16 protein-coding genes and 1 pseudogene are annotated in these 14,269 nt (G+C 65.9%); 10 read left to right on the top strand and 7 right to left on the bottom strand.

Features of this window, described 5'->3' with window-relative positions; genetic code table 11:
- Positions 1–83 precede the first annotated feature (83 nt).
- Entirely contained in the window at positions 84–551 is a 468-nt protein-coding gene (locus JWN03_RS41470) for a hypothetical protein (RefSeq protein ID WP_297627646.1), read from the bottom strand.
- A 212-nt stretch (positions 552–763) separates the two neighbouring features.
- Entirely contained in the window at positions 764–1,930 is a 1,167-nt protein-coding gene (locus JWN03_RS41465) for a M24 family metallopeptidase (RefSeq protein ID WP_297627643.1), read from the bottom strand.
- 437 nt (positions 1,931–2,367) lie between these two features.
- Between JWN03_RS41465 and JWN03_RS41460 the strand changes: the two genes are divergently transcribed.
- The 7 genes from JWN03_RS41460 to JWN03_RS41430 all read left to right on the top strand — a co-directional run bounded on the left by JWN03_RS41460 (position 2,368) and on the right by JWN03_RS41430 (position 9,223).
- A complete protein-coding gene (locus tag JWN03_RS41460) occupies positions 2,368–3,864 on the top strand; it encodes a sugar ABC transporter ATP-binding protein (protein WP_297627640.1) in 1,497 nt (498 codons plus the stop codon).
- Positions 3,861–4,886 carry an ABC transporter permease gene (locus JWN03_RS41455; RefSeq protein WP_297627639.1) on the top strand — a complete coding sequence of 342 codons (1,026 nt, stop codon included), beginning with the start codon at positions 3,861–3,863 and terminating at the stop codon, positions 4,884–4,886. Before JWN03_RS41460 ends, JWN03_RS41455 begins: the two co-directional genes overlap by 4 nt.
- 120 nt (positions 4,887–5,006) lie before the next feature.
- Complete coding sequence (locus tag JWN03_RS41450) at positions 5,007–6,089, top strand: sugar ABC transporter substrate-binding protein (RefSeq protein ID WP_297627637.1); 1,083 nt, start codon at positions 5,007–5,009, stop codon at positions 6,087–6,089.
- Between the two features lie 65 nt (positions 6,090–6,154).
- Complete coding sequence (locus JWN03_RS41445; RefSeq protein WP_297627634.1) at positions 6,155–6,391, top strand: hypothetical protein; 237 nt, start codon at positions 6,155–6,157, stop codon at positions 6,389–6,391.
- On the top strand, positions 6,391–6,579 hold the full coding sequence (locus JWN03_RS41440) for a hypothetical protein (protein WP_297627631.1): 189 nt from the start codon (positions 6,391–6,393) through the stop codon (positions 6,577–6,579). The genes JWN03_RS41445 and JWN03_RS41440 overlap by 1 nt, the downstream gene beginning before the upstream one ends.
- The gene (locus tag JWN03_RS41435; protein WP_297627628.1) at positions 6,576–8,003 is read left to right on the top strand and encodes an amidase; all 1,428 of its coding nucleotides are present in this window, start codon (positions 6,576–6,578) and stop codon (positions 8,001–8,003) included. The genes JWN03_RS41440 and JWN03_RS41435 overlap by 4 nt, the downstream gene beginning before the upstream one ends.
- A gap of 41 nt (positions 8,004–8,044) precedes the next feature.
- Entirely contained in the window at positions 8,045–9,223 is a 1,179-nt protein-coding gene (locus tag JWN03_RS41430) for a M24 family metallopeptidase (RefSeq protein WP_297627625.1), read from the top strand.
- Between the two features lie 15 nt (positions 9,224–9,238).
- On the opposite strand, the gene JWN03_RS41425 is transcribed toward JWN03_RS41430, so the two are convergent.
- The 5 genes and pseudogenes from JWN03_RS41425 to JWN03_RS45690 form a co-directional block, all read right to left on the bottom strand.
- Positions 9,239–10,144 carry a LysR substrate-binding domain-containing protein gene (locus tag JWN03_RS41425; protein ID WP_297627623.1) on the bottom strand — a complete coding sequence of 302 codons (906 nt, stop codon included), beginning with the start codon at positions 10,142–10,144 and terminating at the stop codon, positions 9,239–9,241.
- 73 nt (positions 10,145–10,217) lie between these two features.
- Entirely contained in the window at positions 10,218–10,409 is a 192-nt protein-coding gene (locus JWN03_RS41420; RefSeq protein ID WP_297627620.1) for a hypothetical protein, read from the bottom strand.
- A 303-nt stretch (positions 10,410–10,712) separates the two neighbouring features.
- Positions 10,713–11,180 (bottom strand): hypothetical protein, encoded by a 468-nt coding sequence (locus JWN03_RS41415; RefSeq protein ID WP_297627618.1) that lies wholly within the window; start codon positions 11,178–11,180, stop codon positions 10,713–10,715.
- The gene (locus JWN03_RS41410; protein ID WP_297627615.1) at positions 11,158–11,484 is read right to left on the bottom strand and encodes an IS66 family transposase; all 327 of its coding nucleotides are present in this window, start codon (positions 11,482–11,484) and stop codon (positions 11,158–11,160) included. Before JWN03_RS41410 ends, JWN03_RS41415 begins: the two co-directional genes overlap by 23 nt.
- A gap of 212 nt (positions 11,485–11,696) precedes the next feature.
- Positions 11,697–11,792: pseudogene (locus tag JWN03_RS45690) on the bottom strand (DUF6444 domain-containing protein); the annotation flags it as partial.
- Positions 11,793–12,351: 559 nt separating this feature from the next.
- Here JWN03_RS45690 and JWN03_RS41405 point away from each other — a divergent pair.
- The 3 genes from JWN03_RS41405 (at position 12,352) to JWN03_RS41395 (ending at position 14,175) form a co-directional block, all read left to right on the top strand.
- Positions 12,352–13,422 carry an aldo/keto reductase gene (locus tag JWN03_RS41405; protein ID WP_297627612.1) on the top strand — a complete coding sequence of 357 codons (1,071 nt, stop codon included), beginning with the start codon at positions 12,352–12,354 and terminating at the stop codon, positions 13,420–13,422.
- Between the two features lie 146 nt (positions 13,423–13,568).
- Positions 13,569–13,814, top strand: a complete 246-nt coding sequence (locus JWN03_RS41400; RefSeq protein ID WP_297627610.1) for a hypothetical protein — start codon at positions 13,569–13,571, stop codon at positions 13,812–13,814.
- A gap of 109 nt (positions 13,815–13,923) precedes the next feature.
- Entirely contained in the window at positions 13,924–14,175 is a 252-nt protein-coding gene (locus JWN03_RS41395; RefSeq protein ID WP_297627607.1) for a hypothetical protein, read from the top strand.
- The last annotated feature ends 94 nt before the right edge of the window (positions 14,176–14,269 follow it).

Raw genomic sequence — 14,269 nt, 5'->3', positions numbered from 1 at the left:
CTCGACAGGTGTCCTTCTGGGGAGAGCGATCAGGCGTAGAGAACCTCGATCATCTCAAACCAGCAGAGGCACCTGTCGTCGTATCAGCAGCCCGACCGCACCACTACCTGCGGATTCGGGTCTGAGGTGGCCAGCTCACCGTCCAGCAGCAGGGCGCGGGTCCAGGCCAGGAGATCGATCACGGTCGGGGACAGCTGCAGCCACGCGGCGTTGACTTCGAAGTGGCGGGAGGGGAAGCGGCCGAAGCCGGTGGTCTTTCCGCAGCGGATGTGGTCTTCGACGGTGGCGTGTCCGCGGTGGCGGACCTCCAGATACTGGGCCGAGCCGCCGCCAGCGAGCGGAGTGTCGGTGAGTCCTGATCGAACAGGGACAGTTGGGCGCCGGGATGCGGGCGTTCCCGCCGGCCCGGTACTGGACGCGCACCTCGTCCGGTTCGGCAGCCTGCGGACCGGGAGGAGGTCTGCGCGCCAGGCCCTTCCGGGACAGGACTTCCTCGACGCGGTGGCACTCGGCCAGACGATGCCCGGCCCGCTGGCCGTCCAGGTCGCCATGTGGCGGCTGTGCCTGCCGTCCCTGCCCGGCTACGCACTCCGCGCTACCAAGGACCGCGCCGGGCAGGCCCTGGCGGAGCTGGAGGCGCGATCGGAGTGTTCATCCGGGAGACCTACAACCTCACGCCCGCGCAGCGAGACGGGCATGCCGCCGCCACGCTGGGAGCCCGTCGCGTCGCGTTCATCCCGCGGGTGATACCGCTGATTTCCGTTCAGCTCTCGGACTCGATCAGCGTACGGTTGGGGTCGAGCTGGGTGAGGTTGAGGGCGCCGTTCGCGGTCACGTGAATCAGATCTTCGATGTGGTAGCCACCGTTGTCGCCGAAGTAGCCCAGCTCGATCTCCATCGTCATCCCCTCGACGATCGGATCGTGGACGTCCAGCAGCAGTTGCGGCTCCTCGTGGATCACCAGGCCGATACCGTGGCCGATCAGGCCCCAGCGGTATTCGAGGCCGAGTCTGGCGTATTCGCGGCGGGCCAGCGCGGACAGGTCCGAGGCGAGCACTCCTGGCTTCACTGCGGCGACGACGGTGTCGTGTGCCTCGGACAGTCTCGCGAAGATGTCTTTCTGCTCGGCGTTGGCTTTGCCGACGACCGCATTGCGCGCAATGTCCGAGGTGTAGCCGTCCATCCGGACACCCCAGTCGGAGCGAATCAGCATGCCCTCCTCCACCTGCAGGCCGGTGGGCCATGGGTGCCAGCTTGCGGCCCGGGGCCCGACGCCGAGGATGGAGTGGGAGAGCTCGTCAGCACCTCGCGAATAGAGTTCGCCGGCCAGCCGTGCGCTGATCTCTCGCTCGGTTTGACCGGGCCGAACCGAGCGCAGGGTTTCCTCGAGGATATCGGCGGTGAGCCGGTTCGCGCGGGTCATCACCTCGACCTCGGCGGAGGTCTTGACCTGGCGAAGCTGGTTGAGCAGCGGCCATCCGTCCTCCTGGGTAAGGTGCGGCAGTAGCCGGGTCAGCTCCATGCTGACCTTGAGCGGCAGGCTTCGGAACTCCACCGCCAACCGGCCTTCGGTGACCCCACGATCTGTGAGCACGTCCGCGACGGCGCGGACCATGTCCAGTGCCTCACCGTCGAAACCGCGAATGTCGGTGATGAAAGGCACGGTGTCCTCGGCGGTGATGAATGGAACTGAACTGCTCTTGTTCCACAGGTCGGCACGCATCCGCGGCACGACGAATGCCGGTTCTCCGCCTGACGGCCAGACAACGATATGCAGGCGCTCCCAATTCACCCACATATCTGGGTGATAGAATCCTGAGAGATATCCAACGTTCTCCGGCCAGGCCGCGATGACGGCAGCGAAACCGCTGGCCTCTATGAGACTTTCGATTCGCTCCAAGTCAGCGTATTTCGGCATCACGGCACTCATCATCTAAATTCTCCAACCGGTAAACGTTGCGCACGGCGATCTTGGATGCAATCGGTCGATAGGAACTCGGGCGTCGGGCCCCGGGCTCTCCGCTCCGGGTAAATGGCGGCATGATTCGCGTGTGATGGGACAATACCGGGCTGATTCAGCGACTTGTCAAGTTCGGAGTCGATCAGCGGCCGCACCGGTGAGGACGGACCGACGGCTGCCGGCTGGATCGGGCCGACCACGATAACTCATGCTAATCGTTTGTTCGGGACTTAGTTATTGGACATGCGACACGCAGGCGAAGCATAATCCTCCCAACTGGCTCCCCACCCCCGCAGCAGCCCGATCACGGGTATCCCGTGAATGGGCACAGCCCTACCCTGGGAATTACCGATCTTCGGGAGGCTCAAGATGAGCAGGCGCTCGTGAATTCAGCATTCTCAGCACGTTTGGTCGCCACGGATCTGTCCAAGCGGTACGGGGCGCACCTAGCTCTCCGGGGTGTCGACTTCGTCATCGGTCGCGGGGAGATCGTCGCGGTCATGGGCGAGAACGGTGCCGGCAAATCGACGCTGTCGAAGATCCTGGGCGGAGCAATCCGGCCTGACTCCGGAGAGCTGCGGCTGGACGACCGGGCGCTGCACTTCAACTCGCCGCGGGAGGCGCTGCGAGTCGGCATCTCCTACATCCCGCAGGAACTCGCGTACCTACCCAACCTGACTGTCGCCGACAACCTGCTCGTCGGCCAGTGGCCCAGCCGCGCCGGATTCACCAGCAAGACCACTGTTCGGTGGCAGGCGAGCCGGATAGCCGCCGAGTTCGGCATAGATCTCGACGTGCGCCGGCCGATTGCCGAGCTGGGGCTCGCCGACCGGCAACTGGTCGAAATTCTCAAAGCACTGGCCCGTGACACCAAGGTGCTGATCCTCGACGAGCCGACGGCGTCGTTGACCAGTGAGGAGAGCGCCAACCTGTTCCGGGCCCTGCGCCGGCTGGCCGCCACCGGCGTATCTGTCATCTTCATCTCGCACCGCCTGGATGAAGTCTTCGAGATCGCCGACCGGTTGCTGGTGCTGCGCAACGGCGAGGTGGTGGCCAGCCTGATCACAGCGGAAACGACGCCCCTGCAGCTGATCGATCACATGCTCGGGGGGGAGGTCGCACAGGCTGAGCGCGAGCTCGGTGAGAGCAAGCCGGCTGGCGCGCCCGTGCTGACCGTGCGCGACTGGAGCCGGCCAGGCCTGCCCAACATCGCCGGACTCGACTTCGAGTTGCGGGCGGGCGAGATCCTCGGACTCTTCGGTCCACGCGGCTCGGGTGCTGATCTCGTGGCCGACGGGCTGGGTGGCCGGGTAGGCGATTTCCGCGGGAGGGTCGAGATCGACGGCGTCGAGCGGGCCGCCTTCTCCAACCCCCGGGAGTCTCGTGCTGCTGGGATCGGGTACGTGCCGCCGGAGCGCAAACGTGACGGGCTCAACCTCGAAGCAAGCATCTCGGCGAACCTGAGCATGTTGATGACGGCCAGTATCTCACGTTTCGGTTTCGTCAACCGCTTCGCCGAACGGCGGATGGCGCAGGAGTGGCAAGAGACACTGCAGATCCGCTGTCGCTCCGTGACGCAGCAGGTCGGCGCCCTTAGCGGCGGCAATCAGCAGAAGGTGTTGCTCGGCAGCCGGTTGGTGGCGCGTCCCACCTTCCTCGTCCTGAACGAACCCACGCGCGGCGTCGACGTCGGCACTCGGGTCCAGATCCATCAGTACCTGAAGGGCGAGGCAGCCCGCGGCACATCGGTGCTCTGGGTCACGTCCGACATAGAGGAGGCAGTGCTAGTGAGTGATCGACTACTCGTGATGCGCGACGGCACGGTGGTCGGCGAGTTGACCGGCGCGGCGATGACGCAGGCCAACGCGCTCGCGCTGGCGACCGGTGAGGAGACCGCGGCGTGAACACCGTCGATATCACCGAGCCGGTCCAGGCAGGACCGGCACGCGTCCCAGGGGGCACGCTGGGGCGGGCCGCGGCCCAGGGCACCCAACTGCTCGGCGTCGGCGGCTTCTACCTCATACTTGTCATCTTCTTCGCGGCCAAGGCGGACAACTTCCTCACCACGTCCAATACGGTCAACATCTTGTCCAACATTTCCATCCTCGGAGTGGTCGCGCTCGGGCAGGCCATCGTGCTGATCTCCGGCGGATTCGATCTGTCGGTGAGCGGTACCGTGCCGCTCGGCGGCATCATCTACGTCGAGCTGGTCAACCACGGTCACGGCGTCGTGCCCGCAACGCTCGTCGCCGTCGCGGCCGGCCTGGTGGTCGGGGTCTGCAACGGGCTGATCGTCACGGTCCTGGGAATCAACCCACTGATCACCACGCTCGCCACGGTATCGATCACGGGAGGCCTGGCCTTCACGGTGTCCAATGGCCTGACCGTGACGCTCACCAATCCGGCCGATGCGCCACTAGGCAACAACCTCTGGGGCATGCCTCTGTACGTGTGGACCCTCATCCTGCTGGCCGTCATCGTCTTCATCGCGCTGCGCTACACCATCTTCGGGCGGATGCTCTACTCCGTCGGCGGCAACCGCGAGGCGACGCGGCTCGCCGGCATCCGCGTCAACGCGATCACCATCGCCGTTTACGTGCTGAGCGGCATCCTGTCGAGCTTCGCCGGCGTGATGTTGGCACATCAGCTCCTCGCCGGGGCACCGACGGTCGGGAGCACCGAAGGACTATTGTCGATCACGGCGGTCATTCTCGGCGGCGCCTCACTCAGTGGCGGAACCGGTGGCATTCCGGGCACCCTGCTTGGCGTGCTGGTTATCGGCACTGTGTCCAACGGGCTCGCACTGATGCAGGTCCCAACCTTCTATCAGCAGATCGCTACCGGTGCGATCCTGCTGCTGGCCGTCGGGCTCGGCCGAGTACGCGGCCTAGTCGAACGCGCGATCTGGGCTCGGCCCCGAGGCTGACCATCTCCAGCAGCAGAACTTCATCGGCCCTGCTCGGAGCCGATTCCCCCAACTCACCAAACGAAGGCTGGTAGAGATATGCGCAGGCGATGGCCCATTGTCGCGCTCGCGGTAGCCACGATGACAGTGGCCGCGTGCGGATCGCCAAAATCGACGAGTAGCACCAGTTCCGGCAAGTCGCTCAGCAGCCTGTCCTTCGCCTACGCCAGTGCAGGCGACGCCGTCGGCATCTTCAAGACCGTGGGCGACGGTGTGGTGACCGACGGTACCAAGCTCGGAATCAAGATCAAGCGTTACAACAACAACCTGGATGGACCGACCGCACTGACCAATGCGGGACTGATCGCGCAGACCAAACCCGACGTCGCCATCGACTGGAACACCCAGGTGGGAGTGGGCGCAGCGGTTGGCCAGCAGTTCACCCGGGCCAAGGTGCCCTGCCTGGCGGTCAACCAGCAGATCCCGGGCTGTTCCTGGTTCAACCTGTCGAACAAGCAGATGGGCGTGGATGCAGCGAGCGTGATCCTGCCCGTGGCGAGCAAGCGTGGCTGGACCGGTGCGAACACCACCGTGGTGATGTCGATCTCGGCAACCAATGGCGTCGAGGTCAACGACGGGCCGCGGTACTTCTATGTCCAGACCGCCAACACACTGCCCGGCTTCACAAAGGTGACCCCGGCGCAGATCACCGCGTCGACGACGACGATCGGAGGCACCAACGGCCTCCAGATCGACTGTAAGAGCACGCTGGACGGCGCATATGCCGCCATGCAGAACGTGATCGGCAGCATTCCGAAGGGCAACAACGTTCTGCTGTACGGCAGCGACGACGACTGCACCTTCGGCGCATACCGATCTCTCAAGCAGGCAGGTTTCGGCAACCGTATTCTTACCGGCGGTCTGGGCGCCGACTCCGACGGACTCAACGAGCTGCGGACCGACCCCAATTGGCTGGCCGAAGGGGCGCTGTTCTTCCAGGGCTGGGGCGTCTACGTCCTCTCCGAGGCGGCAGCGATGACCCAGGGGGCCAAGCCGCCGGCGCTCACCGCGGCCCCGCAGATGATGCTGACCAAGTCGAACGTCGATATGTACTACAACAAGGACGGCAGCATCAACTCGCTGCCACCGCTGGTGGCAAGCAACCAGTACCTGGCGAAGTACAACATCCTGCAGAAGCTCGCGAAGGTGCAAGGGCTCAAGTGAGCCGAAGGGGCGCGGCCGGGACACCACCGGCCGCGACCCGCACCGTACCCGGACCACCCCGTCCAATGGCGATCGTGGAGATGACCATGTCGGTTTCGGCAACCCGGACCAGTTGCGAAGCACAACGTGCCGGCCTTCGGGCGGTGATGAGCGAGCAGGACCTTCGGGTCGCGGCGTTCAGCTCGTTCAAGTCCACCGCACGGGCCGAGCGCTACCAGGTGGAGGAGCGGGCCGTCGTGACCGGGAACGGCTTCGAAATACTCACCCAGTCGCAGATCAGCCTGTTGAGGATCGGCGCCTGATGGAACTGGATGTGACCCCCGAACTGGTCAGGGCGATCGCTGACCTGGCCGGCGTCGCCATACCCGGCGAGGACATGGACTCGCTGATCGCTGTCATGACCAATCAGGTCGCCATGGCGGCACTGCTGCGCCCGCTCGAATACAGCGATGTTCCGCCGATCACCGTTTTGGACCCGAGGTGGCGATGAACGAACTGCACTGGCAATCGTTGGCCGACGTCGGTGAACTGCTGCACGCAGGCGAGGTCAGCTCGGTCGAGCTGACCCGCTTGACACTGGCCCGAATCGAGGCCACCGATCCGGTGGTACACGCCTACGTCGGTGTGATGGCCGAAAGCGCGCTACGCGAGGCGTCCGCGGCGGACGCCGACTTCGCCGCCGGGACGATCAAGAGTCCGCTGCAGGGAATCCCGGTCGGCGTGAAGGACCTGCTGCACACGGCGGGCTTTCCTACGTCCGCCGGCTCGCGAGTGCTCGAGGGCTTCGTCCCCACTCGTGACGCAGTCGTCGTGGAGAAGTTGCGCGCGGCCGGTGCGGTCATCGTCGGAAAGACGGTCACGCACGAGTTCGCCTACGGCCAGGACAAGCCTGCCACCCGCAACGCCTGGGACACCACGTGCTACCCCGGCGGATCGAGCGCCGGCTCCGGGGTGTCCGTCGCAGTTGGCAGCGCCTACGGTGCGATCGGCACCGACACCGGTGCATCGGTACGGGTGCCTGCGGCCCTCAACGGCATCGTCGGCCTCAAACCCACCTACGGACGCGTCAGCACTCGCGGCGTCTTTCCGATGAGCGCCACCCTCGACTCGGTGGGCCCGATGGCACGAACGGTCCGGGACGTCGCGATCATGCTCGGCGTCATGGCCGGGCCGGGCGGCCCCGACGCGGCGGGCTATTCCGACCACGGCGCGATCGACGAACCGGTGGGCGACTACCTCGGCGGTCTCGGCGACGATCTGACTGGCGTGCGGATCGGCGTCGAGCGGGACTACTTCTTCTACCCGGCGGTGACCGACGACGTCTGTGCCAGGGTGAACGCGGCGATCGACCAGCTCGCCGAACGCGGAGCGACCATCGTCGAAATCGCCATCCAGGACCTTGAGCTCGCGGTGCCCGCCGGCATGGCGGTGCTGGTCGGTGACACCAGCGAGTGGCACCAGAAGTTCCTGCGGGAGCGTGGGGATCGCTACGTCCCCGCAGTCCGGACGATGCTCGAACTCGGCGAGCTGGTGCTGGCCACCGCCTACATCAAGGCGCAGAAGACCCGCACCGTCGTCCAGCGCGGCTACCGCGCGGCGTTCGAGGAGCACGGCCTCACCGCGCTCGTCGCTCCGACAGTGCCACGCACCACGATGCGGATGGATGAGCTCGAGGTGGACCTCACCGGATCCGGAGAGACCGCGACGTCCGGGTTCCTCCACCACAACTTCCTTGCCAATGTGATCGGCGTGCCCGCGCTGAGCGTGCCTGTCGGTTTCGACACTGCCGGCAAGCCCGTCGGCATGCAGCTCTACGGGCGCCCGTTCGCCGAGGCCGACCTGTTCCGAATCGGCGCCGCCTACCAGTGCGTGACGTCCTGGCACGAGATGCATCCGGTGCTCCCAACCGCGTAGCAACCGTCGATCAGCCGTACGAGCGGCACGAGGAGGAGTCCGTGGCCGACATCAGAAATCCCGACGGCGATGCGTACCTCGATGTTGGGAGAGTGCGCCGGCTGGTGGCCGAAAGCGGATTCGCCGCCGTCCTGGCGGTGTCGCAGGAGAACGTGACTTACCTATCCGGCTTCTATCATCCCGATCTGCGGGCGTCGCCCGAACGACCGCATCTCGTCCTCTGGCCGGCAAGTGGGGACCCGGTCTTCGTGGTGCCGCGCGCCCGTGGCATGCACTGGGCCGGTCAAGGCGATCAGTCTTTCATCGGCCCCGAAGAGACCAGGCCCCTCATCCAGGACGTCCGGCCGTACGATGGCGAGCACCCCGGCATGGTACGGGTGGCGGTAGAGGTTCTCAGGGAGCTGGGCATCAGGGACGCGGTGCTCGGAGTCGAGCTGAGAAGTCTGCCCTTGAAGATAAGCCGTGACCTATCCCGCCTGCTGCCGACCGTGCGGCAGGAGGATGCCGGTCCCGTGCTCGATGCCATGCGGGCGATCAAGTCGCCAGCAGAGGTCGCGTTGATGACCGAGATGAATCGGGCCACCGCCGAGTGCCTGGAGTTCGTGCTCTCCTCTGTCCGGCCGGGCGAAACCGAGCTGCAGATCGCCGGGCGGCTGACCAGCGCGCTGTGGGAGCGTGGCGCTCACGCGTTCGCCCACACGACGCTGGCCACCGGTCGCCGCTCCACCAGCTGGCATCCCGTCCCGAGCGGACAGCCGGTCGAGCAGGGCATGCTCATCAGGACGGACTGGGGAATCCGGATAGACGGTTACGTCTCGGACGTAGCCCGTAACGCCGTGGTCGGCCGGGCCAGCGCCACCCAGCGGGACCGATTCGCCCGAATCTCCGAGGCGCACGACACCGTTGTGGACGCCATCCGCCCCGGCGTGCTCGCCTCGGATCTGTCGGCAATGGCCCGACGCGAGTACAAGCGGCTCGGCCTTGACTATAACTGGGGGATTGTCGGGCACAGTATCGGCCTTCTCGGGCACGAGGCCCCGCTGCTGCTGCCCGACGTCCATGAGCCCGTCCTGGAGGGCATGATGCTGGAGATCGAGCTGGGCTACTTCGGCGACGATGAGGTCTACCACATCGAGGATCTTGTACATGTCACCGAGGACGGCGCTGTTAACATCACGCAACGGCTGCCCGGAAGATCGCTGATCGAGTCGCTGTACTGAGATTCTGCCGCACTGTCAGGCGGTGTCCGAGAGCCGCTCGGTCGGGGCCATCTGCAGCGCCAGGTTGAGCAGGTTCTTCGCCGCCATCGGAATCTGCTCGGGACGGAACCCAACCGCGAGTTCGAGGAACTCCTCGACGCCACGCAACTCTTTGACAACCACGTTCGGGTTGCGCTTCGCTCCCCACGACTCCACCACGAACGCCACCCCGATCTCCTGCGCGACCATCTCGATCAATACCTGGATCGAGATGGTGTGAGCTGCAATTCGCGGTGTGAAGCCGGCGCCGAGGCAGATGTCCAGCGAGAGGCCGTGCAGGCTCGGGGCGCCATCCAGCGCGGGGATGATGAAGTCCTGTTCGGCAAGGTCCTTCACGGCTACGTCGCGGGCCCTTGCGAGCGGGTTGTTCCTGCTCACCGCAAGGGCCAGCCGCTCCATGCGGATCGTCCGGTACTCGACCTCAGGGATGGCCGCTTCGCGGCGCAGGAAGGCCAAGTCGAGCTGACCGGTCTCAACACACGCGGCCAATTCGGCCGACTTGAGCTGGCGGCTCGTCACGCTCACCGCAGGGAAGCGTTGCCGGAACCTACGCAGCAGCGGCGGCAGTATGTCGAAGACCGCCGCGTCGACGAATCCGATGGTCACGCTGCCCGCGTCGCCACGTCCGACCCGGCGGGACAGCTCGCAGGCGATGTCCATGGTCTTAAGCACGCCCTGCGTCTCGGCCAGTAGAACCCGTCCGGCGTTGGTCAGGGACGCGCCTCGCGGGTGTCGCTGCAGCAACGGGCAGCCGATCTCCTTCTCCAACCGCGCCAGCGCCTGGCTGAGCGCCGGCTGGGTCATGTGCAGACGCGCGGCTGCACGGCCGAAGTGCAGCTCGGCGGCGAGCACCTCCAGATAGCGCAGATCGCGAAGTTCCATGGATTGACATCCTAATAATGATCTTCGAGGGATGGGTTTCCGTAGTGTTATCAGCTAATTACTCCGATGTTTTTTAGCAGTACAAGGTGTATGCGTTACCCAGACGGTGGTGGCCTATCGGCCGATCGCAATCGATGCCCTGCCACAGGCCCTCCAGCGCGATCTCGCCCGCGAAGCAGCCGGCGTCGACCCGCACCGCCACCGAGGTGTCCGAACCGGTGGCGTCTTCCGGGAGAGTGACAGGGGCGCGTCGCAGTAGCGCCACCACCGACGAGCGCGGGTCGGCCCGGCCTGCCAGACCGACGTGACCGGGACACCGAACTCGGCTCAGAATCCGATGCGTGCCCTGCCGCGGCGTTGACCATGCTAATGGTAGTCAACGCTGTCCCTACGCGGCCCGTCCACCTCGATGTTGGCGCTGTTGAGCAGCGCCGAGCCGGTAGATCTGCCCGACCAGGAGGCGGGCCGCGGTCGCACTCCTTGAGTGAGCCGGTCCCGGCATCCAGCGTGTCGAGGATCGCGAGCCTGGCGTCCATCTCTGTCGCCGCGGACATCCCCTACACGCCCCTCAGCGAGGAGCGCCGAGGGTGAACCGCGGGTGGTCGGCTTCGCGATGCGGGAGCCGGCGGGCCAGGGCGTTGTGGTCTTTCTCCAGGTTCGAGGCCCTTGCCGTGGTGGCTTTGACGCCCAGCCGCGCGGCCGACCGGTAGGCATGCGCGGCTGGGCGGTCAGCTTGGCTTGATCGAGGCTGTTCAGGGTGCCGTCCCGGCGCGTGCCTCATCGACCGGGCCTTCATATCCGGCAGCGCGTCGGCCGCCTGCCCGGCCCAGCACCAGCCGGTGTCCTGGCCGGCCTGATCGATCACGGCCTGAAGCTCCCCGAGCAGGTGAGCGTTGCGGCGGGCGTGCACCGCGGCGGTGTAGGTGGCACATGGTGCCCACCCGCCGTGCACCGCGATCGAGGTGAAGTGCGAGAGCACCCCGGTGGCGTCCATCCCGGCGGTGCCACGCTTGTCATGCACTGTGATCAGCACCATATTTGCCATCCGACGCCGAGTGCACCCACCGCAGCCTGCCCCCGACACGCAGCCCGGTCTCGTCGAAGTGCGCCACCGCAGCGCCGGCGATCAATCCACGGACCTGCTCGGTGAAGGCGTTCAGCCCGACGGCGGCACGCTCGGTCATATTCGCAGCCGTCCCACCCGAGAGCGGGGTACCGAACAACTCGGCCAGCGCCTGGGCGGTGCGGGCCTTGGACAGGAACTGCCCGACATACAGGTAATCACGATCGCGGTCCCGTGCGGCCCGTACTGCACCGGGGCCTCCGCCCGGGCGGAACATCGGCGCAGGTCACCGTCCGCACCCGCAGCGGCGTTTGACCAGCCGGTGCTCATGCACGGCCACCATGTCTGCGGGGTGTCGAGCACCTGACGGGCCTCGACCCCGACCTCAGGCGCACCGGCCAGATCGCCATCGCAAGTCCGGCACCGCTGCGGCTCATGCCGCTCCCAGCTGTCGGGAACCATGACCTGCGCCAACGTCCGGCCTCGGTGGCCCTTCTGCCCGCCCGGCTTCCGGCCGCTCTTACCCCGTAACCACTTCGGAGCCGGCTTGGCCAGCCCGTCCGACGACGGCGGCTTGGACGAGTTCGAGGGGTTCTTAACCCAGCTGAGCCTTCAGCTCCGCCAACTCCGCCCGCCGCAACCCCACCATCACCATCACCCGAAGCTGCGCGTTCTCCGCCACAAGCTCGTCGTACGACGGCTGCTGACAGGCGGACACCCCACCATGACCGACACCCAGGCAGCGAGATCACATCGGACAGCCGCCCAGGACCTGACCAGTTACCGTCTTCGCAAACACGATCGTCCTCAGACCGGGCACGTGTTCTCATCTCAACCCGGGTCCGTGAGCCCTATGCGCGAATCCGCTGGATACGTGCACCGTTCGCAGAGTATTTCGAGGGGCGCATCCCCACACTATGATCGCCGCGATCACTTACACAGACCATCGGGCACTTTCCATCCTGGAGATAATCGAAAGTTATGGCAGTGACGACGATTGCCTATTGGACGTGGTCGGGTGGTTTGGCTCATTCTGGACTGATCAATTCGCTGTGTACTCGAAGGTGTGAGATGGCCAGGATTAGGCGCTGCCTGCCGACGCCGTCCCAGCGCACCAACCCCGCGGACGGAGGAACTAGGGAAGATGGAGTTTCGCTTGCTCGGGGACACGGGGGTACGCGTCAGTGCGTACGCGCTCGGCTCGGTGATGTTCGGGGCGTGGGGCAACGATGACGAGCGCGAGTGCAGTGCGATAGTTAATCGCGCGCTAGATGGCGGTATCAACTTGATCGATACCGCTGACGCCTACTCCGACGGGCAAGCGGAGCAGATCATCGGGCGGGCTATACGAAGCAGACGTGATGAAGTCCTCGTCGCGACCAAGTTCCATGCGCCGATGGGTCCGGGGCCGAACGAACGAGGCAACTCCCGGTTGTGGATTATGCGCGCTGTTGAAAGCAGCCTGCGAAGGCTGGGAACGGATCACATCGACCTTTATCAGGTCCATCAGCCAGACACCAACGTGCCGCTAGCGGAAACGCTCGGCGCGCTAGACGCTCTGGTCACGCAAGGCAAGGTTCGTTATATCGGCTGCAGCAACTTCCAAGCATGGCAGTTGGTAGAAGCCCAGGCGGTCAGCCGCGAGCGCACTAGCGCTCGATTTGTTTGCGAGCAGCCCCCTTACTCGATCCTGGCGCGTGGCGTTGAGCGCGATGTGCTGCCGGTTGCGCAGCGGTACCACATGGGCGCCATTGTCTGGAGCCCGCTGGCGGGCGGCTGGCTGGCCGGCAGGTACCAGCGTGGCGAAGCTCCCCCGGCCGATACCCGGGCGGGCCGCATCGAGGAGTACCAGAGCCGCGGTGGCCGGATGCACGAGCGGTACCAGTTGGCCAGTGACGCGAACATTGCAAAATTCGATGTCGTAACTGAGCTCGCGAAACTCGCCGATGCAGCTGGCCTGCCCATGGTGGACCTGGCGCTGGCATTCACCTTGGCCCATCCAGCTGTGACCTCCTGCCTGATCGGGCCGCGTACGCCTGGGCAACTCGAATCCATCCTGGCCGGTGCCGATACCCGCTTGGACGAGGTGACTCTCGACGCCATCGACGAGTTGGTGCCGCCAGGATCGGTACTCAATCCCGCCGACTCAGAATTCGATCAGCCCTGGCGGAGCACGAGCGCACGTCGCCGCCCCAGTCATTCGCGCTCATCGTAGCCTCGCAGAAGGAGGGTGTCCCGCGTGAAAACTCGGGTTCGCCCGCTGAGCTGGACCGTTCCTCTGCGGGAGCGGTGTCGGCTAGAGGGTGATCGGAGTTCATGCGGTGGTGATGGATCTATCTCCTGGCGCGCGGGTCGCTGGAAGTGGCGGGCCTGCGGCTGCTGGGCAACGCGGCCAAGGACGTCGAGCTGCTGGTGCTGCGGCACCAGCTCGCAGTGCTCCAGCGCCAAGTCGGTCGGCCGATGCTGGATGCGGGCGAGCGGGTACTGCTGGCGGCCCTGTCGCGTCTGCTGTCCGGGGAGCGCTGGAGCAGCTTCATCGTCACCCCGGCAACGCTGCTCCGCCTGCACCGGGAGTTGGTCGCGGTCGCGTGGACGTACCGCCGTTAAGAGGCTTGGTCGGCAACCGGTACCCGGGGAAACGGGGGAGTTGATCCTTCGCCTCGCGCGGGAGAACCCGCTGCGGGGGCACCGGCGCGTGCAAGGGGAGCTGGCCCGGTTGGGCGTTACCGTCTCCGCCGCCACCGTCCGGGCAATACTGCGGCAGGGCGACATCCCGCCCGCGCGCCAGGGGGCGCGCGGCACCTGGGCCTGCTTCCTGCGGGCCTGGGCGTCTGGGCTGCCTGCCTGCGACTTTTCCCATGTGGATACCGCGTTCCGCGGGCGCCTGTATGTGCTGTTCGTCATGGAGGTCGAGGCGCGCCGGGTGCACATCCTCGCATCACCGCGCACCCGAACCAGGATTGGGTGACGCGGCAAGTGCGGAACTTGATGATGGACCTCGAAGACCGCCTGGACCGCTTCGGGTTCTTCCTGCGCGACCGGGACGGGAAGTTCGCCGACGC

It is taken from the genome of Nocardia sp., assembly GCF_025465275.1.
In the GTDB taxonomy this organism is placed as follows: Bacteria; Actinomycetota; Actinomycetes; order Mycobacteriales; family Mycobacteriaceae; genus Nocardia.
This window is presented reverse-complemented; position numbering and strand designations above follow the sequence as displayed.

What these genes read in the sequence shown, in the direction of transcription:
- JWN03_RS41470 (WP_297627646.1), bottom strand. Translation starts at nt 551, where the DNA reads ATGGCGACCTGGACGGCCAGCGGGCCGGGCATCGTCTGGCCGAGTGCC.
- JWN03_RS41445 (WP_297627634.1), top strand. Translation starts at nt 6,155, where the DNA reads ATGGCGATCGTGGAGATGACCATGTCGGTTTCGGCAACCCGGACCAGT.
- JWN03_RS41435 (WP_297627628.1), top strand. Translation starts at nt 6,576, where the DNA reads ATGAACGAACTGCACTGGCAATCGTTGGCCGACGTCGGTGAACTGCTG.
- JWN03_RS41415 (WP_297627618.1), bottom strand. Translation starts at nt 11,180, where the DNA reads ATGGTGCTGATCACAGTGCATGACAAGCGTGGCACCGCCGGGATGGAC.
- JWN03_RS41405 (WP_297627612.1), top strand. Translation starts at nt 12,352, where the DNA reads ATGGAGTTTCGCTTGCTCGGGGACACGGGGGTACGCGTCAGTGCGTAC.
- JWN03_RS41450 (WP_297627637.1), top strand. Translation starts at nt 5,007, where the DNA reads ATGACAGTGGCCGCGTGCGGATCGCCAAAATCGACGAGTAGCACCAGT.
- JWN03_RS41465 (WP_297627643.1), bottom strand. Translation starts at nt 1,930, where the DNA reads ATGAGTGCCGTGATGCCGAAATACGCTGACTTGGAGCGAATCGAAAGT.
- JWN03_RS41410 (WP_297627615.1), bottom strand. Translation starts at nt 11,484, where the DNA reads ATGTTCCGCCCGGGCGGAGGCCCCGGTGCAGTACGGGCCGCACGGGAC.
- JWN03_RS41425 (WP_297627623.1), bottom strand. Translation starts at nt 10,144, where the DNA reads ATGGAACTTCGCGATCTGCGCTATCTGGAGGTGCTCGCCGCCGAGCTG.
- JWN03_RS41440 (WP_297627631.1), top strand. Translation starts at nt 6,391, where the DNA reads ATGGAACTGGATGTGACCCCCGAACTGGTCAGGGCGATCGCTGACCTG.